The organism is Acinetobacter sp. Res13-Abat-PEC15-P4-01 (assembly GCF_015676285.1).
GTDB lineage: Bacteria > Pseudomonadota > Gammaproteobacteria > Pseudomonadales > Moraxellaceae > Acinetobacter > Acinetobacter nematophilus.
The window spans coordinates 111764-133273 of record NZ_JADAIN010000031.1 but is presented as its reverse complement, the minus strand read 5'-3'; the positions used below and the strand labels follow the sequence as shown (position 1 = coordinate 133273).

The window sequence follows — 21510 nt, the reverse complement described above, 5'->3', positions numbered from 1 at the left end:
GGTGTTTAAGCAGATTTTCCCGTCTCCAGTACATCAAACAGGTCATCTGCAATTGAGGTACCAAATTGAGTATCAATCTCACGGATACAGGTTGGGCTGGTCACATTGATCTCAGTCACATAATTACCAATCACATCTAAGCCAACAAAGACCAAACCTTTTGCTTTTAAAAATGGACCAACTTTCGCAGCAATGGCTTTGTCATTTTCTGTTAATGGACGCGCCTCACCTAAACCACCCGCAGCTAAATTGCCGCGCACTTCACCATTTTGTGGAATACGCGCCAAACAATACGGCACTGGCTCACCATTAATCATTAAAATGCGCTTATCACCTTCTACAATTTCAGGAATATAGCGTTGCGCCATAATCGGTTGTGTACCATTTTCCGTTAAAATTTCGATGGTTGAACCAATGTTTACCCCATCTTGATATAAGCGAAAAATCCCCATTCCCCCCATACCGTCTAAAGGCTTAACAATCACATCACCATGTTCTTTTAAGAATTCGCGAATCAGACTTTGTTGTGAGGTGACTAAAGTGGGTACTTGCAAATCAGGGAATTGTGTTGCAAAAAGTTTTTCATTGCAGTCACGTAAACTTTGCGGTTTGTTAATAATCCACGCACCTTCCCGTTCTGCCTGCTCTAAAATATACGTGGTATATACAAAGTTCATATCAAAAGGAGGGTCTTTACGCATCAATACCACATCATAGGCAGCAATTGATTCTTTGGTCTTTTCACCCAGCTCATAATAATGATTGTAGTCTTCAAAAACTTGAAGAGGTGAAATCAAACCAAATGCTTTGCCTTGATCAATATATAAATCTTGTTGCAATGCATAACCCAATTCATGTCCACGACGTGCCGCAGCCCATAGCATCGCCATAGTTGAGTCTTTCTTGAGGTTTACACTTTCGATGGGATCCATCACAACAAGTACACGCATTTTGATACTCTGATAAAATTTTGTATTGCATGCAGTATAGCGGAGATTATGCCGTTCTTTTCCGAAATTTCGCTAAACTATTGGCAATAATTGTGAATAAGATGATCAAAATGTTGCAAACCATCATTGGTTTTGAAATAGATGAAGAATATCATTATGTTGCTTTACTTTGTTGTGGTCACCGCCAACACATGCGCCATCTTCCACCTTGGCAAAATCGCCCTTGGGTGATGACTGCGCAGGGTCGTAAGAAAAAAATTGCAACACCTATCGATTGCAAACAGTGTGATTCCCCCCAAAATAGTTTATAAATTTATGCATGCGCCAAATAAAAAGAGCTACCCGATGTCAAACAATTCTGAATTAGAAATAAAAACTTACTATAACAAACTCGCTCAAAACTATGACAACAATCGCTTTAACAACAGTTATGGACAATATTTAGACCAACAGGAACGAGATTTTCTCAATCAGGCACTTAAAAACATATCCCCTGAACGGTGTATGGATTTAGGTTGTGGTACAGGTCGTCTACTGGAATATGCCGACTATGGCGTGGACTTTAGCTCTGAAATGCTGAAAGTTGCCAAAACCAAGTATCCCAACAAGGTACTGCTTGAAGGTCGATTAACGGACATACCCATCGCCAACCATAGCCTAGATGCTATCTATAGCTTTCATGTGATCATGCATCAAGATCATGCAACCACCATCCAGTTTCTAAATGAGGCACATCAAAAATTAAAATCAAAGGGTAAACTTATTTTCGACTTTCCTTCCGCCAAGCGTAGACAAGCGGTCAAGCACCAACAGAGCAACTGGCATGCAGCCCATCAAATGACCTTGTCGGAAATTGAAAAAATTGCAGGCACTCAGTGGAAAATCATTGCCTGTCAGGGTTTTTTATTCTTCCCCATTCATCGTATTCCCATACGTTTCCGCCCGCTCTTCAAAACCTTGGATAATCTACTTTGCCGTTCATTTTTAAAAAAATATGCTTCTTACTTGGCTGTTGTTTTAGAAAAACAATCCTCTCTTTCATCCGACCACTAGCGTAACTTTACATGAAAAAATATTTACCCAAATCATGGAAATTACGTTACCAGCAGTTGCGAAGGTATAGCCGAGAACATCTATTTTCCTCAGCAGATTTTGCGTTGACACAGCAAAATTTATGGTCATCGAAACATCAAGTTTCAACATTGCAAGAAATCAAATTGAATGCTTATTTCGCAAATAAAATCCATAATATTGATCTTGCCATTCAAAGCTTAAATGGCGTAATCATTCAGCCACAACAGATTTTTTCATTTTGGCATTTGGTGAAAGCCCCTACCTTAAAAAATGGCTATAAAGCAGGGCGTAATTTAGTGAATGGGGTGATTTCAGAAGATCTAGGCGGTGGAATTTGCCAAATATCATCTTCACTCTATATCACGGCATTAAAAGCTGGTTTGGGAATTGTTGAACGACATTCCCATTCCATAGATATTTATCAGGATCATGAACGCTTTACACCTTTAGGTAGTGATGCCACTGTGGTATATGGATATAAGGATTTGCAGTTTCAGAACAACCTCAACCTTGCTCTTCAGATCCAGATTTCAAGACAGCACAATCAGTTGATCACACATTTGGTGAGTTTAGACGCTATTCAAGAATATACATTAAATTTCACCATCGAAGAGTTTCAAACCCACCGTATTGCCCATACTTTTCAAAATCAAAAACATATTGCTCAAAGTATTTATTTACTCAATTTACATAAAGGTGAAAGATAAGCTGTTTATATCTGGCTCATGCCATCACTTTCGGTGTATAAAATTTTGCATGAGGGTTGTCATCTGCCATGTTTTACTCCTCATGTCGAAACAAAACATATACCTAGCGCGGGTCGCAGGTTAATTTTGAAATTGAATGACGGCTGAGAGACACCACCAAGATCATTTTTTCAAAAAGTTGATCGTATTGATTGGTATCCGTTTGATTCAAATCCAAGGGTGTTATACAGGACTGTCAGCAACAGCCCCTATGCTTCTTTTCATCTTGGTTATTTCGAACTTTTTTCTTTAAATTGTTGTTGGTTATTTTCAATCAAATATTGATATGCAGTTTTTGGATTGCGTGGTAAGTCTAATTTTACGCGACAGGAAAATTCATCATCCCTTTCAAAAACAATAATTTCAGCATTTATTTCAATTGGACGACCAATTTCAAAATCTGTTTGATCCAGACTCGCTCCAAATAATTCAGCATACTTTGTTTCTAAATAGCCAATCGTGAAATCTTGCACCATCACTTTGATCGTATAATGCTGTCTCGGGTACTCTGGTTCACGCTGAATGGATGATTTTCTGATATAACTGTCATTTGACGGTCTTAACATCAGTTGATTGATCAATTTTTTTTGCGCTTGCGCATTGATATTTAGAACCAGTTCAAACTGCTCTAAACCTTTCCACTGAAAAGGATATTGTCGAAAATACATATCCCTTTCAAATTGGTATCGTTGCCAGCGTCGTTGATCGATCTGTTTGGCTAAAATAATGCCCAGTACCGCCACAACAACGAGTATCACAAGAATTAACATTGAATATGGTACCTAATCCTTCATTGACCATAAAAATAAGGAGCTGATGCTCCTTATCTTATCTAATTTTTCAGCTTATATGCCATATTTCACACGGTAAGCTTCCATTTTTGCTAAAGCATCTTTGTCGCCTTTCGCATCCAGATAATCCATCAGGTCTTTCATGGTAATTAAAGCATGAACTGGAATCTCAAGTTCTTTCTGAACTTCCTGAATCGCAGACAACTGACCCTGACCTTTTTCTTGGCGATCAAGTGCAACCAATACACCCGCAATTGTTGCACCTGCATTTTTAAGAATCGTGACAACTTCTCGAATGGCAGTACCAGCTGTAATGACATCATCGATAATCCACACTTTTTTGCCTTCAACTGACGCACCAACCAATACTCCACCTTCACCATGATCTTTTGCTTCTTTGCGATTGAATCCCCAAGGCACACTCTGGTTGTGAACTTGAGACAGTGCTACAGCAGTCGCAGCAACGAAAGGAATTCCCTTGTACGCAGGTCCAAAAATCACTTCGACGTTGTTACATTGTGTTAATTTATCTGCATAACCTTGAGCAAGAAGCGATAATGCTTCACCATCGTTGAGTAAACCTGCATTAAAAAAATAAGGGCTCACACGACCTGATTTTAAAGTAAACTCACCAAATTTAAGCACACCACGTGATAATGCGAGTTCGATAAAAGCTTGTGGGTTAAACTGAGCTGGCGTTGACATGAGGTGCTCCAAAATTCATACATTGAGGTTATGACTGCGCATGATACCAAAGAGTAGCTATCCAAGTGATCAAAAAATTTTAAGAGTTGTCTCAATTAACGTAAATGGCTTACGTTCATCCGTCACCAAAGGCTTACTCGAATGGATGGAAAAGTCAGATGCCGACGTGATCTGTATCCAAGAAAGCCGTATCACACATGAGCAATGGACAGACAAGTTTAAACCAGAAGGTTGGTTTACCCATCTTTTCCCTGCGCAAAAATCAGGTTATGCAGGTACAGCGATCTATAGTCGATTGCCTTTTAAATCGATCAGCGATGGTCTTGGCTTTGAACTTGCAGACAGTCAAGGGCGCTTTATTCAAGCGGAATTTGATCTTGGCTTAGATAAACCGGTACAAATTTGCTCATTGTATCTGCCTTCTGGCTCATCTGGTGATGAGGCTCAGGCACGTAAAGATCATTTCTTAGAAGAATATGCAAAAATTTTAAAAAAATGGCGGGATGAAGACAGATCAATCATTGTCTGTGGTGATTACAATATTGTACATAAACGTATCGACATTAAAAACTGGTCGGGTAATCAAAAATCGTCCGGTTGCTTACCTCATGAGCGTGCTTGGCTTGACCATATTTATGATGATTTAGGTTATGTCGATACCTTCCGTGAGGTCCGCAAAGAAGCTGAACTATATTCATGGTGGTCCAATCGTGGACAAGCGCGAGCAAAAAATGTGGGGTGGCGGATCGATTACCATGCCTGCTCGCCTGACTGGAAAGACCGTACCGTCAACGCCTGGGTCTATAAAGACGAATGGTATAGCGACCATGCTCCCGTGGTGATTGACTACAAAATTTAAGTCATTTTGAGTGGATTTTAATCAAAATTCACTTAATTAGTGTACATTTGTACACTGAATATGTGGTAAAAACCTACAAAATTTGTCGTGTTATCGTATATTTTCTTCACCTCAATAAGCGCATTATAGCTTCCACGGCACAGGGACATTGTCAGGATGACAGCAAAGGGATAGGACGCCGTAGGACGAAAAGAAATAAATATGTTGAGTATTTATTTTGCAAGGATGTGACATTGGACGTTGTAATGAGACCCGCATAATCAGGATGATTAGATGCGGGTTTTCTCTTTTTTATTTTTGCTTTTCTATTGCTTGGTTATTTTAAAATCTTTTATCTCAGTCGATCTCATGTCAACTTATTCAAAAGATTAATCTCACAATATTAATTTTTTATGACAGAACACCCTTGTTTCAAATTATTTTATCTATTTTATACCGTTTAGATCGACAATTTTGATACTCTTTCAGTTAAATGATGCGATTGTAAATTAGGTTGAGACATGTTGAAAATTTATGGCATTAAAAATTGCAACTCAATGAAAAAGGCGTTTGATCTGCTTACAGCACTCGGATTGAACTATGAGTTTCATGACTATAAGAAACAGGGTATCGACAAAGATACAGTGCAGTTATGGCTGGATCACTTAGGAAAAGATGTCGTTCTCAATAAAAAGGGGACAACATGGAAAAAACTCAGTGAACAGGAACAACAGCTTGCCTTATCCAGTGATGAAAACTTAATTGACGCACTCACTACTCATACCAGTTTGATTAAACGCCCTGTGATTGATCAGAATGGTCAATATGTGGTGGGTTATGATGAAGATCAAATCAAAGCCTTAAAAACCGATGCATGACCGCTCTACGGAACAAACGACAAAAAAAGCCTGATCGAGTGAACAGGCTTTTTATTTGGCTCAAGCATTCGTCTTAGTTTGCACGTACCCATGTTTGGTTACGACCTAAAGCCGAGATACCCATATATCCGCGCAACTTTAATTGATTTCCAGCAAGCTCGCCTTTCAGTTTATACGTTTTACCATTTTTAGGATCAAGAATCGTACCATTGTCATAAGCCTTACCACCGACATTTTGTAGACCATGAACGATGGTCACACCTTTCAATGATTTGTTGTGATAAGGTCCTTCACATTTGCTACAAGAGTTTTCTTCACCTGGTGTTAAAATGCTTTGAATCGTTGCCGTCAATGTTCCATTTTTTTGTTCAGTGAATTTCACAATTGCTTTTGGTTGCTTCGTTGTATCATCAATTGTTTTCCAAACTGTTCCATTGAGTGGATCTGCAGCGTTTGCAAGAACTGTTGCCGATAATACGCCTAATGCGAGTACAATTTTTTTCATTGTTTTGTTTTCCCTAGTCTAATTGACAATCTATAGTATCAAAAACTTGCGTCAATTAAGCAATTCTTCTATGTGACTATATAGTGTACCCTTGTAACAAATGTTGGTAAATCAACAAAAATAAACTCGAAAATTTAACAATATGGAATAAACGTGAAGATGAACTCAGCCCTGAAACAATATCTTACAGAATCTATTCTTAAATCCAGCTTCAAATTTCCAAGTCGATTTAATCTTCCTCCTGCTACAGCGCGTTTTGCCATAGAACAACTTGCACGCGTTTTCCCGCAGCGTAAAGATGTACAAATACGCCCTTTGCGGATTGCAGGAATTCGAGCAGAAGAGATCAAGCCTCAGGCACAATCAACGCAAATGATTCTACATATTCATGGTGGTGCTTTTTTTGTAGGATCGCTGAAAACACATCGTGCTTTTCTTTCTGAAATTGCAGCACGAACACAAATGCAAGTGTTACATCTTGATTATCCACTTGCACCTGAAAATAAGTTTCCTGAAGCGGGTGACGCCATTTACGATGTCTATCAACAACTTTTGGATCAAGGCATTCAACCAAAAGACATCATCATTTCAGGTGATTCTTGTGGTGCAAATTTGGCTCTGGCATTGACGTTAAGAATTAAAGCAGAAAATAAGCAGCAACTTCCAAGCGCATTAATCCTGATGTCTCCATTTCTAGACTTGACCCTCACAGGAGAGTCTTTACGTTATAACCAAAAACATGATGCGCTGCTCTCTATAGAAGCACTTGAGTCTGGCATTGATTTTTATGTCCCCAAAAATTTAGATCGCTCGTTGCCTGCACTCTCCCCAATTTTTGGAGATTTTGAAGACCTTCCTCCCACACTTGTACAAATTGGTTCCAAAGAAATTTTGCTTTCAGATGCACAACGTTTTGAAGAAAAAGCCAAAGCTGCAAATGTTCAGGTTAACTACAAGCTCTACACAGGCATGTGGCACAATTTTCAGATGTTCAGCCCATGGTTTGAAGAAGCAAAACGATCTTTAGCCGATCTCGCAGAATTTGCACATAAAATTGATCAGGATTAGTCCTTAAAACCCTGCCTAAACAACAAAAACAACAGTGAATCAACTCAATTCACTGTTGTTGTTTCATTTTTATCAATCACAAAAATAAGTCTTGCACACACAGCTGAAATAAGATTTTTGCGATAGATCATCTTTTATCTAAATGCTTATTTTTTAATTCTCGTTTAAAGAGAATACGACTATTTTTATATTGTTAACTTTTACTGCAAAATTAGTCACCCTTTTATAAATTATGTTTATATTCATCAATTATTTACAGCAACTTAAATTTGAGTTTGACTGAATAAATTGATACATTCTCAGAATCACAAAATAAAAATCCAAGTACGGATGGATTAGACAATGCGTAATAAAATTTATTCTGAAAGACGGCGTAAAATTCACTCATTATTCAATCAAGTGTTGAAACATTCTTTTATTGCTAAACTTATCCATAAAAATCCTGCCAATCATGAGTTAGAAATTGATCCACAGACGGGTATATATAACCAATTTGCAATTAACAGCTATTTAAAAGAACTGCATCCTCAAAATGATACTCATTATGGGATTATTTTGTTGAGCGTCGATAATCTGAATACGGTTAAAACGCAATATAGTTTAAAGACTGCAAATAAAGTATTGGCAGCTATTGCTGTGGAATTATCACAAAATATTCGCGAAACAGATTTGATCGGTCGCTATAGTGAGTCCGAATTTATTCTAATTTTAAGTGATGTCAACCAAGCCCAGGCTCAGCAAATTGCATTGCGTTTAACGGATTTGATCAACAACCACGAGTTTAAAATTAACAACAAAACTTTGTCACTTCAAAGCAGTTCTGGCGTTTCTGTTTCGAAACAGGACAGTATGAGCAATACGGTCTTACAACAGGCTGATGAAGCACTGTACATAGCAAAATCCAATCGTCATCAATTTTATTCAAGTACAGGAGTTCGATCTTAATAAGATATAAGATGTTTTTAAATCATTGAAACGCCGGTTTTAATGTTGGTTTTTTTATAAAAGTTTTTAACAAATCATGTATAAGAATGTTTTGTTAACATAGATTATAGTCATTATAATTTAGAAAATATCATTAATATACAATTATGACTGACTGACAAAATAGAGGAATAAATATGGATGGCAGAATCAAATTTAGGCATTAACCTTTTTTTAAAAAAACTGAAAACACAATTTGATTCAAACATCATCATGAATTGGACCAGTTTACATAAATGTATTTTGATCCTTTTTCTCACGATCGCTTTACAATTTTCTTGGATTGCATGGAAAGTCTTTATTGTATTGAATCCAGAAATTTGGCAATGGGTGAATATCTCACTGATCCACTCACAACTGATTCTCAATACCGCCTCAACCATATTACTTTTTTTCCTGATCGCATTTTGCTATTTTTTTCAAGATAAGAAATGGGCAAATACTTATTTACCCCATATTGTTATCAACATTTTTATTGTTTTAATGCTGGCAGATGGCTTTTTAGTGGGTATCTATAGCCCAGCCACGGTATTTGCATTCGTATGTATTTCAGGTTTGGGGCTGATTTTATTTAATCGAAAAATTATTTATATCCAGCTTGTAACCGCCTTGGTGATTTATATTTCAATGATGTTCTTGACCTATTGGCACATCATTCCTTATGCACCAATCTTCAGTACACGCATCTTAGAGAATAATCGCCATGACAATCTGTTTTGGGTAGGTTCCATGCTGTATTTTATTGTTCCTATTTTAATTGTAGGTTTAGTTTTATGTGAAATTTTACTTTCACAATGGCGACATAGGGAGTCTTTAATCAAAAAACTCAGTGAAACAGATCCATTGACCAATTTATATAATCGCCGCTTTTTCAATGAAAAACTTGATGCGATCCAAAAAGCACAAACCCATTATGTAATTATCTTAATTGATATCGACCATTTTAAAGAAATCAATGATTTATATGGTCATCACTTTGGTGATGAAGCATTATGCCAAGTCGCTCAGCTATTAGTTTCACATATTCGTCTATCCGATATTGTCGCACGCTATGGCGGAGAAGAATTTATTATTGCCTTACCAGAAACCTCTTTAAGTGTTGCTCAAGCAATCGCTGAACGTTGCCGCTTGGCCATACAAAATCAAGTCCTTGAATCGCTTGATCATCATTATGTACAACTCACTGCAAGTTTTGGCATCGCCACTTCTGTTGACGATGACAATGTGAGTAAAGTCATTCACCTCGCAGATAAAGCACTCTATCAGGCAAAACAATCAGGGCGTAATCAAGTGCGCTTGTATCACACACCGATCAACGAAATCGCTTAATGTTGGTGTTCAGGCAGATCATGTTCGATATTGTTCTTCACATGCTACAAATCGAAACTCAGCTTTAGCTTCTGCAACCCATTGTTGTACAGCGTGCACCGTCAATAATTTTTGAATATAGCGCTGGCCGTTGTCTGGCACAGGAATGCCATAAGTCTTGAAACGCATCACAACAGGTGCATAGAATGCATCAACAATACCAAAGTGTTCACCGCATAAAAAACCATCAAGCTGTGGGCGTTCAGACCATAAGTGTAAAATACGATGTACATCTTGCTGTAACGAATGATCTTGCCAGAGTTTTAAACCCACCTCTTTTAAATCTGCATCAATATTCATGCCGCATGTACTGCGTAGTGCAGTAAAGCTACTGTGCATCTCCGCAGACATAGATCGAGCACGTGCACGCTGTTTGATCTCCTGTGGCCATAATTTTTTTTCGGGAAATTTCTCAGCAAGATATTCACAGATCGCCAAAGAGTCCCAAATTAAAAAGCCATCATCCATCAGTGCAGGCACTTTTCCTGTAGGATTAATTTTTAAAATACTTTGTTTAAACTGACTGTCCATAGCAAAGTGATCAAAAGGGATTAAGCGTTCCATGAAGGAAATGTTAAAATGTTGCATCACCAGCCAAGGTCGCATGGACCAAGTTGAATAGTTTTTATCACCAATAAAAAGTTCTAGCATTTTTATCTTCCTCTATTTATATACGCTTCAATAAAAGCATAGCGAGGTTTTCGCCTGTCTAAAAGTATAAAAACTCAGCAACAAAAAAGGAGCAGTTTAACTGCTCCTTTTTCTCTGAACGGTATGACTTAGAATAAATAAGAAATACCCAAACCTGCTTTATAGCTGCGATCACGCCCATTTAAATCTACACCGATACTGCCATCAAGCTGAGTACGTTGATTCACAGCATAGATCAAACCTGAACCTAGACCATATTCATAGCTTTTGCTTTCAGTTTTCGAATAAACAAATTCTGAGAAACCTGAAAGATTGCCGGCAATTTTATAGCCTACTGTAGGAATTGCTGTGACTGACCAGTGCCCGTCTTGCACTGCATAGTTCATGGTGATGCCCGTATTGACCAAATCGTTATAATGGTAATTTAAAGACGTTCCGATACTGTAAATATCGTCTTCTTCAGAAAAACCATCATTCCCGGTTGCAATCAATGCTTTCGCCAAGATCGCCATAGACAACTTATCATCTTTTAAATCAATGGCTTTTTTAATTCCAATAGAAACATCACCCAAACCTGAGTCATCATCTTTCATGCCTCTATACTTGGTTTGTGTCCAAGCCGGACCTTGCCAACCTAACTGCAACTCCATACTTGAGGTTAAACCTGTACGAAGTAGCATATCGCCATTGAGGGTCACAGTTTTTGCTTTTGCACCATCTACTCGAGTTTCAGTATAGGTTGCACTCGGTAAACCCTGCTCCCAGGCCAATTGACCTACGGGAGTAATTCCTGTTCCAAAACCTGATCCAGGACGATCAAAAGAAAATTCTGCTGCCATTGCGCTTATACTTAGACTCGAAGCAAGGGCTAGTGTGATTCTATTTAAAATTGCCATATGAAGACTCAAAATTTACGATAATTCTTTGGACATTTTCGCACCGCGACTACGTAGTAACTCTAAAGATTCTTTCTCTTCAGGTAAAGCCTGAGACCAATCTATTTGATCAAATTCACAATCAAAGAACAAATCACTGATCGATGACAAAATGGTTTTACCTTCATCATCTTTGGTATTTGGATCAACTTTATGATCTAACAGCTTTTGAATTACGGGCACACATGCGGCACTTGCTGCGTCCCATAAAGGACCATAGCACTCTTCTGCATCCCATAAATAAAAATTTGCCTTGGCATGAATCAAAGCATCTAAAATATCTAAATGCGGTTGTAAATCTTGAGCTTTCTGTTCTGCACTTAAGGGTTGCCCTGCTTCATAAGCATCACAGACTTTTTCCCACCATTTAAATAATCCATCTGACCAGATAGATACTGCTGGTCCTTTTTCTGGCTCCATAAAGTTAGGGTCAAACCCATCTGCGAGCAAACGTTTAACTTGAGCAAGGTCTAAATCTTCTAAAGCCTGTATAAAGACTTGTTGTTGTGCTGATAACATTTTGATCTCACTATTCTATTCCTATCAATATTATGACGAATATTTTAAAAATAGTTTTGAAAAAATTTAATCCTTCATTTTTTTGGTTTAAATGGCATTTATTGTTAACTTATGACAAAGTGCATCGCTCTTTTTGTTTTTGTTTCATAAAAAAAGGCCCGAAGGCCTTTTTTATACTCATGCTTCATCTGCATCTGCAAGTTCTAACTTACCACCACGCGGATTTTCAGTTTTCTCCAAAACATGCTCTAAACTGCGTTTTACACGATCAATCGCACCATGTAATGAAAGATCTATATTTTTAGCGCGATGTTTTACTACCACCGGTTTTAGACCTGCCGCTTTCACTTCGATCATACATTGAATATCATCATCCCCACCTTTGTCCCCATTTTCATCACTGATATGAACTGAAAACTGGGTAATACGCTCGCTATGACGTTGGAATTCTTGATTTAGCTCGTCGCGTACGTAAGTAATTAAACGATCACTATTTCTAATATTTTTATCTGTACGGATTTCAATATTCATAAAAAAACCTCTTTTTTCATCTAAAACAGTGCAAAACTTATATTTTTGGCTCATTCAAAGCCTACTGTTTAAAACAGCTTTTCACCTTCAATAAATTGGAACCTGAACTCCTCTATTGGAAAGATGAACACTTTTAATGATCTGCAGACAGGTGTTCTTATATCTTCAATATCAGGCCATATTGAAAAATATGCAAGCGGATTTTTAACTTTTTTATGAAAACAATATGAAAAATGACATCTTGTTACTTTACTTTATAATTTAATGATTTTTTTAATTTTTTTAGCATCAATCCTGAGTAAATCAATCAACTTCATATCATGCTATGCAGATGGATCAAATCCAAAAGTTCATTTTTCAATTTATTTTTAGATTCACCTTTTCAGCACACTTTCCTACTTGATGTTTACATATTTATTTACATTCCATCTATTTTTAGCTTTATTTTTATCGCGGAATCTGTATCCTTGAAGCGCTTTTCTTGGGGGGAAAGATTTTTCATGAAACTTACACATCTCGCTGCGGTTTGTGCAATCGCTTCAACTGCAACTTTGGCTCAAGCTGCGCCAGTTTGGCAAGATTTCAGTATTACTGGTCTGTATGGTGAAAACTATGAATTAACGCCAGATGAAAAACAATCTACAATCACTTTTGAGTATGCTGCAAAGCTAAAATACGGTGATTTTTTTGCATTTGCAGACCGTACTCACAGTGGTGGTCAATCAGACACTTATTTTGAGGTTTCACCACGTCTCAGTTTAGGTGCAGTTTCAGGAAAAAAACTTGAACTTGGCCCAATCAAAGATGTATTGATCGCAACCACTTGGGAAGGGGGTAAAGATATGAACAATTACCTCTATGGCGTGGGTGTAGATTTAGCAATTCCATATTTCCAATACGCACAGTTAAACTTCTATCGTGCCAATAATGAAATCCAAGAAGATGACTACCAATTGACATTTACTTATGGAATTCCATTTAAAATTGCTTCTGAAGAGTTTCTCGTAGATGGTTTCCTAGATTGGTCAACTGCAGAGAAAGATCAAGTTGCTCACTCAAGTGAATTGAATTGGACCACACAATGGAAATGGAATGCTGGTAAGCACATCTCTCCAGATACTCGCCTGTACCTTGGTGTGGAACATTCTGTATGGCACAATAAATATGGTGTCCCTGGCAAAGATGAAAATAATGTCAGTGCACTTGTGAAATATCACTTTTAATTGATTGTTTATATATTGATGAAAAAGCAGGGTTTCAACCTTGCTTTTTTATTGCCCTTAAAAATAAATCTTTTTAAAATAAACAGACAAATTTTCTTTTGATCGAGATCCATGAATTTCCAGATCCGTCCTGCTAAAATCTCAGACCTGCCTGAGATCATGCATATTTATAATCAAGAAATTAAAACAGGTTTAGCCACTTGGAACAGTCAATTAAAAACCTTAGATGATTATCAACAATGGTTTTTAGAATTAGAACAAAATCAATTCCCGATTTTTGTGGTAGAAGAAATCTCTACACACGCGATTGCAGGATATGCAGATTATTCGAGTTTCAGAGCAATTAATGGCTATAAGCAAACTGTAGAGCATTCTGTTTATATTGATCCAACTTATGCACGACAGGGGCTAGGTAAACGTCTCATGCTCAAACTCGTTGAACATGCCCAACAGCAAGGCGTACATGTGATGGTAGCCGCAATCGATCACGAAAATGCAGCATCAATCTATCTACATCAACAACTGGGATTTACCCAAACTGGATATATGCCTCAGGTTGGTCAGAAATTTGGCATGTGGCGTGATTTGGTATGGATGCAACTCAATTTTGACAACTCACCGAATGAGTTAAATTAAAAAAATTAAGTTTCTATCAAATTGAATATCTCTTTTCAGCAAATCTGCTGAATTAAGAGTGCTCCCCCAATATTTGAATTGAGTCTATTGAGTATCCCTAACTTTTCTAAGATTAAATAGCCACCCGATCAGAATTGAAGATGAGTTATACACAATAAATCGCAAAGTTTATTTTTGGCTTTTCCAAAATCTGTTGTATAACAATGAATAATATTGCCTAATTTCCGAGCATCTATGAATAAAATTGTAATCAGCCTACTGGCACCATTGGCTCTGACCCTTCATACATCAAGCTATGCTGATGATTACAATGAACCAAATGTAAAACAGGGCTGTGCCAAACTCAGTCAATATCGTAAATTGGGACAAAAATTTTACGACCAGAAAAACTATAAAAAAGCGCTTGATCAGTTTCAAAAGCAAGCATCCTGGAGCGATTTTTGTCAGTCGGTTGGTCAAGAAGAGACGGGCATCCAAGTTTCAGACAATGACATCGACATTGCCAATAATAATGTGGGTTTAACGTATAGCAAACTCAATAAACCATTATGGGCAAGAGCATGGTTTCAAATCAAACCCACAAAAACCAGTCAATTTAATTTAAAAAAGTTAGCAGTCCCTCAAGCAAATAATGACTTTACCGGAGAATATGTCAGTTATGCAGGTTTTGGTGAGTGGAACCGGGTTAATGTTAAAAAGCGTGATCAAAAATATCACATTGAATTCACTGGTTTATGGATGGGACCTCGAAGCCTAATTTATGGCCCTAATATTGGCGAGTTTGAAACAGAAATGCCTCTTCAAGCGAAGAAAGCAAGCTATCGTTATAAAAATTGTCGAATTGCCATCAATTTTACTTATAGCCCGTCTTTAGGAAATTTTATTGAAGTAGAAGAATTAACTGAACAGACCGATTGTGGCTTTGGTATGAATGTTTCATCAACGGGCTATTATCAGAAAGTTGAACCTCGATAATATAGGGCTTAATCCCACCTCCCTTTGTTGAGGGAGGTGAACAAAAGATTTTCACGATTTTGTTAAATTGCAACTAAATCACGAATCCCTTTTACAGGCATTTCTGCACCAATGCCTTGTGCAACCACCTGACCACGTGCCATAACGGTATAGTTATCTGCCAGCTCCTCGGCAAAATCGTAAAATTGCTCGACCAATACAATCGCCATTTCCCCACGATCTGCTAGTTTTCGAATCACCCGCCCAATATCTTTGATGATTGACGGTTGGATCCCTTCGGTCGGTTCATCTAAGATCAGTACTTTGGGTTCTGAGGCCAAAGCTCGTGCAATGGCTAATTGCTGTTGCTGTCCCCCTGATAAATCGCCTCCACGGCGATGTTTCATTTCATCGAGGACTGGAAAAACTTCATATAAATGCTCAGGAACTTTACGGGTTTTTGCGCCGGAAAATTTTGCCATGCCGATCAAAATATTTTCCTCTACCGTCAATGTAGAAAAAATATCCCGCCCTTGCGGAACATAAGCCAACCCTGCTCTCACCCGCTGTTCAGGGCTCATTTTGGCAATATCTTGACCATCCAAGAGAATCTGACCAGACTTAATTGGCAAGATTCCCATCAAACATTTTAATAACGTGGTTTTTCCTACACCATTTCTCCCCAAAACCACCGAACATTCACCGATTGGCGCATTGAGGCTAACATCACGGAGAATATGGCTTCCGCCATAAAATTGATTGATGTCTTTCACTTGCAACATAATATGTCCCCCTTAGCGCCCTAAATACTTTTCAATCACATCTTCATTCGCCTGCACTTCTGCCAATGTGCCTTCAGCGAGTATTGCACCTTGCGCAAGTACGGTGACTTTTTCACTGATGGTATCGATAAAGCTCATATCATGCTCAACCACCAGTAAAGTATGATTCTTTTTTAATTCCAAACACAATTCAGCAGTACGTTCAGTTTCCGCATCGGTCATACCTGCAACAGGCTCATCCAACAGAATCAGTTTTGGACGCTGCATCAACAGCATCCCGATTTCAAGCCACTGTTTTTGTCCATGTGACAATAAGCCGGCTGGCTTTTGGATAAACTCTTGCAGACGAATCTGCTGTAAAGATTCGTCTAATGCCAACTGAGCATCAGGGCTTAATTTACTGAAGAAACTTTTTTTCACCGTTTTATCTTTAGGTGCGGCAAGCAACAGATTTTCCATGACCGTAAAATTTTCAAATACAGTCGGTTTTTGAAACTTGCGACCAATCCCGGCTTCAGCAATTTGCTCGGTACTCATTTTGGCTAAATCATAGTTTTGACCAAAAAAAGCAGAGCCTTCTGTTGGACGGGTTTTGCCTGTGATGACATCCATCAGTGTGGTTTTTCCAGCGCCATTTGGACCAATGATGCAGCGTAATTCACCTTCTTCAATATAAAGAGACAAATCATTTAAGGCCCGAAAGGAATCAAACCATACGCTGACTTTTTCTAAGTACAGCGCAATACCATGGCTAAAATCGGCCCCCTCGGCTTTAGGTCGACCGTAGCCTTCACCAATTTGACCACCATGCTGAGCATTTAAACCTAAGTCTGATAAGAGCGCTGACATTAGTGATCTCCTTTTTTGAAACGTTCAAATAACCCAATCACACCTTTCGGGAGGAAAATAGTCACAACAATAAATAGTGCCCCTAGAATCAATAACCATGCTTCGGGATAGGCCACGGTAAAATAAGTTTTCACTCCATTGATTAAGCCTGCACCAAGAATTGGTCCAATTAACGTGCCTCGTCCACCTGCAGCAACCCAGACAGCCATTTCAATGGAGTTGACGGGGTTCATTTCGCTTGGATTAATAATCCCTGCTTGTGGGACATACAGTGCACCTGCAATCCCAGCAATGACCGCTGAAATCACCCATGCAGACAGTTTGTACCACAGAGTGCGATAACCTAGATATTGCAAACGGTTTTCACTGTCACGGATTGCTCCAAGTACTCGACCATAAGGTTTATTCATTAAACTGCGTAAACCGATAAAACTGAGTAACAAGACCAAGGCTGTCAGAAAACATAATGTGGCACGCATAGAGGCGGAGGTTATGTCCATGCCCAGAATAGTTTTAAAACCTGTAAAACCATTGTTGCCGCCAAACCCTGTCTCATTACGGAAAAACAACAAGGCTGCGGCAAAGGTCATGGCTTGGGTGATAATTGAAAAATACACCCCTTTGATTTTGGAGCGGAAAGCAAAAAATCCAAAAACAAATGCAATCACACCAGGTACTAGAATCACTAAAGCCAGCGCCCAAACAAAATGTTGGGTCCCTACCCAATACCAAGGCAATTCAGTCCAACTGAGGAATCGCATAAAGTCAGGAAGTTGATCACCTGCCGACTGACGCATCAAGTACATACCAAAAGCATAGCCCCCCAAGGCGAAGTAAAGCCCATGCCCTAAACTCAGGATGCCTGCGTAGCCCCAGACCAAGTCTAAAGCCAGCGCAACCAAAGCCAAGCACATGATTTTGCCGATCAAAGTGACCCAATAAGCGGAAAGATGTAAACCTGAATCCTGTGGCAATACATGGAACCAGGGTAAAATTAACATTACCGCAAAACATATTGCGATCGCGGTTGCGCTATAGGGCTTATCTGAAAGTAATGAGGTGATTTTCATATATTTACTCCACAAAACGACCTTTGATGGCAAATAAACCTTGTGGACGTTTTTGAATAAACAAAATCACAAGCACCAAGAGAATAATTTTAGCCAGTACAGCACCCACGCCGATCTCGAGAATTGTTCCACTGACGCCAAGCCCCAATGCAGCTAAAACTGCCCCCCAAACTTGTCCAACACCACCAACCACAACAACAAGGAAAGCATCAATAATATAGTTTTGCCCCAAATCTGGACCTACATTACCGACTTGTGCCAAAGCACAGCCTGCAAGTCCTGCAAGCCCTGAACCCAGTCCAAATGCCATCATGTCAATACGTGCTGAACGAATCCCGACCGCACGAGCCATTTGGCGATTTTGTGTCACCGCACGAACAAATAATCCAAATCGGGTTTTGTTAAGCAGATAAACCAGTAGCAGGAGTACGGCAACGGTAAATACAATGATTGCGATACGGTTGTAGGGCAGCATCAAACTTGGCGTAATTGAGATCCCGCCTGAAAGCCATGAAATATTGGATACCTCAACATTCTGGGCACCAAAAACCATGCGCACCAACTGCATTAAAATAAGGCTGACACCAAAAGTCGCCAGTAAGGTTTCCAATTGACGTCCATATAAGGGGCGGATGACGATTCGTTCGATCAGCATGCCAATCAAGGCACTGACGAGAAATGCAGCAGGAATTGCCGCAATCAAGTACCAATCCAGATATGCTCCCAAATGTGTTTTAAACAAACTCTGCACCACATAGGTGGTATAAGCACCGATCATGATCAGCTCACCATGTGCCATATTGATAACACCCAGTAAGCCGTAGGTAATTGCAAGTCCAAGTGCAGCAAGCAATAAAATACTCGCGGTGCTTAAACCTGAAAAAACATGTCCTGTCCATTCACTGGCTTGAATCCGGGTTTTAATACTGCTTTGCGCATTCACCAATGCCGACTTTAATTCTGGATTTAGATCCGGCTGTGTGAGTGCCTGTTCAACAATGGCTAAAACATCAGGACGGTTAGAATCCTGCAGGGTTTTAGCAGCTTGAATTTTGGTTAAAGTGTCAGGACTATTAAAATCCATTCTGGCTTTTAATTGAGCTAAACGCGCTTTCACTTTATTGTTCTTTTCATCAAGATAAAGCTGATTGATCATTTTTATATCCAGCTCATCTAAGTTATTTTCTAAAATATCAATCGCAGCAAGACGCTGTGAAATATCGGTAGACTGTAATTTGATTTTTGCTTGGGCAAAGCTTAATGCTTTGTGCAAAGTATTAACCAGCGTCACTTGATTTAAATCACCCGGCCAATCCGTTATTGCCTGCTCATCAGGATAACTGAATAATTTATCGCCCTCTTTCATCAGATAGGTCTTGCCTGAGCTATCGGTATAAAGCTCATCTTTTTCAACATAAGCAACCAATTGGTCAAGTTGTTCAATACTGGCCGGCCATTGATTGAGCATTGCACGACGGCTGGCAAAATCCCCACGTACAAATTGCTGAATTGCATCATCATGAGATGTGGTTTTTTGTGTGGTTAAAGCAGCACCCGTTTGATCCGTATGTAAAGATTCAGCAGCAATCGTTTGCATCAGGAACAACTGGAAAATCATAAAAAAAAGTGTTGCAAAACTTAGTCTGATCGACATACGCAACTCCCCCTATTCTTGTTGAAATACAATGACACTCGATCATGGGTTAAGCTTGCTGAACAACAGCAAGCTTTGGGGTCGTAAAATGCCTATTTAGGAATATAGGGGCTCCACGGTTCGGCTTTGATCGGTTGAGGGCTCTTGTACACCACATCAAACTGTCCATCGCCACGAATTTGCCCAATCATGACCGGCTTGTGTAAGTGATGATTGGTGGCATCCATACTTAAGGTATAACCAGAAGGTGCTTTGAACGTTTGACCGGCCATTGCATCACGCACTTTATCGACATCAGTTGTTCCAGCCTTTTCAACAGCTTGTTTCCACATATGGATACCGACATAAGTTGCTTCCATTGGATCATTGGTCACCAATTTATTCGCGTTTGGCAATTTATATTCCACTGCGTACTGCTTCATTTTATTGATAAATTCTGCATTTACAGGATTCTTCACAGACATGAAGTAGTTCCAAGATGCCAGATGTCCGACCAAAGGCTTGGTATCAATACCGCGTAATTCTTCTTCACCTACAGAGAAAGCCATCACTGGAATATCTGAAGCTTTGATGCCCTGATTGCCCAATTCACGATAAAACGGCACATTGGAATCACCATTGATGGTTGAGATCACCGCTGTTTTCTTTCCTGCGGCAAATTTTTTAATATTTCCAACAATGGTTTGATAGTTGCTATGACCAAAAGGGGTGTACTCTTCCATAATGTCGGCATCAGCCACACCTTTTGACTTTAAGAATGCACGTAAGATTTTATTGGTGGTACGAGGATAGACATAGTCCGTCCCCAAAAGAACAAAACGTTGCGCTTTACCCCCTTCATCACTCATCAAATATTCAACCGCAGGAATCGCTTGTTGATTGGGTGCAGCACCTGTATAGAAAATATTTTTAGACTGCTCCTGTCCTTCATACTGCACAGGATAAAATAACAAACCATTCAGTTCTTCAACGACTGGAAGTACCGACTTACGTGATACCGATGTCCAACATCCAAAAATCACCGCAACCTTGTCTTGGGTAATCAACTGACGTGCTTTCTCTGCAAACAGGGGCCAATCCGATGCTGGATCAACCACCACAGGTTCAAGTTTTTTCCCCATCACACCGCCGTTAGCATTAATTTCATTGATGGTCATCAATGCGGTGTCTTTAAGCGATGTTTCTGAGATCGCCATCGTTCCTGACAGCGAATGTAAAATGCCGACTTTGATCGTGTCACCACTTGTAGCAGGTGCCTTGTTTTCTGCGGTTGTTGGTTTCGCGTCGGTTTTATCCGCAGGCTTTGAACAACCCGTCAATACCATGCTCCCCATCATTGCAGCAACTAACAGTGTCTTTGAAAACATTTTTTGTTGGAACATGATTTTTTTCTCCAAACCTTTTGGTGCATTTTTAAATGCATGATTTTGTTCATACCTCACAGGCTGGATTCAATTTTTATGCCAAGTCGAAAATTTCTTTTTTTTGAATGACTTTTTAGAAGCAATAACATGATGAAAATCAATGAAATTACAGGTGCTATTTTTTTTGCCAAAGGGGGTAGACCATTCTCTACCCATAGCCAACAGATAGACTAAACAACCAGATGTAGCGAATCTAAAAATGCCAGATTAAAAGCCATACTGATCAAATTAAGTGCGATTTTTTTACTTTAAAATGAGCAAATAGAGTGCAGATTGACTCTGGCAAGCCAGGATGAAAAATGGACCGTATCCTATACTTTGAAAAGCAGATAGATTGGGCAATCTGAATTAAAAACCAATAAAAAATGAGGTCTG

General features: G+C 39.0%; 24 protein-coding genes. 11 read left to right on the top strand and 13 right to left on the bottom strand.

The genetic code is table 11. The annotated features are described in order from the left end of the window. Nucleotides 1–5: 5 nt before the first annotated feature. The gene (gene gshB / locus IMO47_RS12005; protein ID WP_196076167.1) at nucleotides 6–950 is read right to left on the bottom strand and encodes a glutathione synthase; all 945 of its coding nucleotides are present in this window, start codon (nucleotides 948–950) and stop codon (nucleotides 6–8) included. 110 nt (nucleotides 951–1060) lie between these two features. Here gshB and IMO47_RS12000 point away from each other — a divergent pair, with 110 nt between their 5' ends. From IMO47_RS12000 to IMO47_RS11990, 3 genes are read left to right on the top strand one after another with little or no spacing between them, the layout of a single operon-like run. Further along, nucleotides 1061–1261 carry a DUF3565 domain-containing protein gene (locus IMO47_RS12000; RefSeq protein WP_196076166.1) on the top strand — a complete coding sequence of 67 codons (201 nt, stop codon included), beginning with the start codon at nucleotides 1061–1063 and terminating at the stop codon, nucleotides 1259–1261. A gap of 34 nt (nucleotides 1262–1295) precedes the next feature. Beyond that, nucleotides 1296–2003 carry a class I SAM-dependent methyltransferase gene (locus IMO47_RS11995; protein ID WP_196076165.1) on the top strand — a complete coding sequence of 236 codons (708 nt, stop codon included), beginning with the start codon at nucleotides 1296–1298 and terminating at the stop codon, nucleotides 2001–2003. Nucleotides 2004–2014: 11 nt separating this feature from the next. After that, on the top strand, nucleotides 2015–2731 hold the full coding sequence (locus IMO47_RS11990; protein WP_196076164.1) for a VanW family protein: 717 nt from the start codon (nucleotides 2015–2017) through the stop codon (nucleotides 2729–2731). A 269-nt stretch (nucleotides 2732–3000) separates the two neighbouring features. Here IMO47_RS11990 and IMO47_RS11985 read toward each other — a convergent pair whose 3' ends face one another. Together IMO47_RS11985 and pyrE are read right to left on the bottom strand one after the other, a co-directional pair. After that, nucleotides 3001–3540, bottom strand: coding sequence for a hypothetical protein (locus IMO47_RS11985; protein ID WP_196076163.1), 540 nt, complete (start codon nucleotides 3538–3540; stop codon nucleotides 3001–3003). Nucleotides 3541–3615: 75 nt separating this feature from the next. Then, complete coding sequence (gene pyrE, locus IMO47_RS11980) at nucleotides 3616–4266, bottom strand: orotate phosphoribosyltransferase (RefSeq protein WP_004826066.1); 651 nt, start codon at nucleotides 4264–4266, stop codon at nucleotides 3616–3618. 40 nt (nucleotides 4267–4306) lie between these two features. Between pyrE and IMO47_RS11975 the strand changes: the two genes are divergently transcribed. Both IMO47_RS11975 and IMO47_RS11970 read left to right on the top strand, forming a co-directional pair. Beyond that, the gene (locus IMO47_RS11975; RefSeq protein ID WP_196076162.1) at nucleotides 4307–5125 is read left to right on the top strand and encodes an exodeoxyribonuclease III; all 819 of its coding nucleotides are present in this window, start codon (nucleotides 4307–4309) and stop codon (nucleotides 5123–5125) included. Between the two features lie 500 nt (nucleotides 5126–5625). Next, nucleotides 5626–5982 carry a Spx/MgsR family RNA polymerase-binding regulatory protein gene (locus IMO47_RS11970; protein WP_196076161.1) on the top strand — a complete coding sequence of 119 codons (357 nt, stop codon included), beginning with the start codon at nucleotides 5626–5628 and terminating at the stop codon, nucleotides 5980–5982. A gap of 73 nt (nucleotides 5983–6055) precedes the next feature. On the opposite strand, the gene IMO47_RS11965 is transcribed toward IMO47_RS11970, so the two are convergent. Then, nucleotides 6056–6487: a DUF2147 domain-containing protein gene (locus IMO47_RS11965; protein ID WP_196076160.1), complete on the bottom strand. Its 432-nt coding sequence runs from the start codon at nucleotides 6485–6487 to the stop codon at nucleotides 6056–6058. 159 nt (nucleotides 6488–6646) lie between these two features. Between IMO47_RS11965 and IMO47_RS11960 the strand changes: the two genes are divergently transcribed. The 3 genes from IMO47_RS11960 (at nucleotide 6647) to IMO47_RS11950 (ending at nucleotide 9868) form a co-directional block, all read left to right on the top strand. Continuing rightward, nucleotides 6647–7555 (top strand): alpha/beta hydrolase, encoded by a 909-nt coding sequence (locus tag IMO47_RS11960; RefSeq protein WP_196076213.1) that lies wholly within the window; start codon nucleotides 6647–6649, stop codon nucleotides 7553–7555. A gap of 342 nt (nucleotides 7556–7897) precedes the next feature. Continuing rightward, nucleotides 7898–8500 (top strand): GGDEF domain-containing protein, encoded by a 603-nt coding sequence (locus tag IMO47_RS11955; RefSeq protein WP_196076159.1) that lies wholly within the window; start codon nucleotides 7898–7900, stop codon nucleotides 8498–8500. 180 nt (nucleotides 8501–8680) lie between these two features. After that, nucleotides 8681–9868 (top strand): GGDEF domain-containing protein, encoded by a 1188-nt coding sequence (locus IMO47_RS11950; RefSeq protein WP_196076158.1) that lies wholly within the window; start codon nucleotides 8681–8683, stop codon nucleotides 9866–9868. Between the two features lie 18 nt (nucleotides 9869–9886). Here IMO47_RS11950 and IMO47_RS11945 read toward each other — a convergent pair whose 3' ends face one another. From IMO47_RS11945 to IMO47_RS11930, 4 genes are all read right to left on the bottom strand, one after another. Continuing rightward, nucleotides 9887–10558, bottom strand: a complete 672-nt coding sequence (locus IMO47_RS11945; RefSeq protein WP_196076157.1) for a glutathione S-transferase family protein — start codon at nucleotides 10556–10558, stop codon at nucleotides 9887–9889. A 128-nt stretch (nucleotides 10559–10686) separates the two neighbouring features. Continuing rightward, complete coding sequence (locus IMO47_RS11940) at nucleotides 10687–11454, bottom strand: transporter (RefSeq protein ID WP_196076156.1); 768 nt, start codon at nucleotides 11452–11454, stop codon at nucleotides 10687–10689. 15 nt (nucleotides 11455–11469) lie between these two features. Further along, nucleotides 11470–12012, bottom strand: a complete 543-nt coding sequence (locus tag IMO47_RS11935) for an ankyrin repeat domain-containing protein (RefSeq protein WP_196076155.1) — start codon at nucleotides 12010–12012, stop codon at nucleotides 11470–11472. Nucleotides 12013–12189: 177 nt separating this feature from the next. Then, nucleotides 12190–12543, bottom strand: a complete 354-nt coding sequence (locus IMO47_RS11930; protein ID WP_004826046.1) for an HPF/RaiA family ribosome-associated protein — start codon at nucleotides 12541–12543, stop codon at nucleotides 12190–12192. 500 nt (nucleotides 12544–13043) lie between these two features. Here IMO47_RS11930 and IMO47_RS11925 point away from each other — a divergent pair, with 500 nt between their 5' ends. From IMO47_RS11925 to IMO47_RS11915, 3 genes are all read left to right on the top strand, one after another. Next, nucleotides 13044–13766 carry an outer membrane protein OmpK gene (locus tag IMO47_RS11925; RefSeq protein ID WP_196075789.1) on the top strand — a complete coding sequence of 241 codons (723 nt, stop codon included), beginning with the start codon at nucleotides 13044–13046 and terminating at the stop codon, nucleotides 13764–13766. 111 nt (nucleotides 13767–13877) lie between these two features. After that, nucleotides 13878–14402 carry a GNAT family N-acetyltransferase gene (locus IMO47_RS11920; protein WP_196075788.1) on the top strand — a complete coding sequence of 175 codons (525 nt, stop codon included), beginning with the start codon at nucleotides 13878–13880 and terminating at the stop codon, nucleotides 14400–14402. 234 nt (nucleotides 14403–14636) lie between these two features. Then, a complete protein-coding gene (locus IMO47_RS11915) occupies nucleotides 14637–15377 on the top strand; it encodes a hypothetical protein (RefSeq protein ID WP_196075787.1) in 741 nt (246 codons plus the stop codon). 62 nt (nucleotides 15378–15439) lie between these two features. Here IMO47_RS11915 and urtE read toward each other — a convergent pair whose 3' ends face one another. From urtE to urtA, 5 genes are all read right to left on the bottom strand, one after another. Continuing rightward, on the bottom strand, nucleotides 15440–16138 hold the full coding sequence (gene urtE / locus IMO47_RS11910) for an urea ABC transporter ATP-binding subunit UrtE (protein ID WP_196075786.1): 699 nt from the start codon (nucleotides 16136–16138) through the stop codon (nucleotides 15440–15442). A 12-nt stretch (nucleotides 16139–16150) separates the two neighbouring features. Continuing rightward, nucleotides 16151–16987 (bottom strand): urea ABC transporter ATP-binding protein UrtD, encoded by an 837-nt coding sequence (urtD, locus tag IMO47_RS11905; RefSeq protein WP_004826035.1) that lies wholly within the window; start codon nucleotides 16985–16987, stop codon nucleotides 16151–16153. Then, complete coding sequence (urtC, locus tag IMO47_RS11900; protein WP_196075785.1) at nucleotides 16987–18057, bottom strand: urea ABC transporter permease subunit UrtC; 1071 nt, start codon at nucleotides 18055–18057, stop codon at nucleotides 16987–16989. The genes urtD and urtC overlap by 1 nt, the downstream gene beginning before the upstream one ends. 4 nt (nucleotides 18058–18061) lie before the next feature. Next, nucleotides 18062–19654, bottom strand: a complete 1593-nt coding sequence (urtB, locus tag IMO47_RS11895; RefSeq protein ID WP_347339649.1) for an urea ABC transporter permease subunit UrtB — start codon at nucleotides 19652–19654, stop codon at nucleotides 18062–18064. Between the two features lie 149 nt (nucleotides 19655–19803). Next, nucleotides 19804–21093, bottom strand: a complete 1290-nt coding sequence (gene urtA / locus IMO47_RS11890) for an urea ABC transporter substrate-binding protein (RefSeq protein ID WP_196075783.1) — start codon at nucleotides 21091–21093, stop codon at nucleotides 19804–19806. Between the last annotated feature and the right edge of the window lie 417 nt (nucleotides 21094–21510).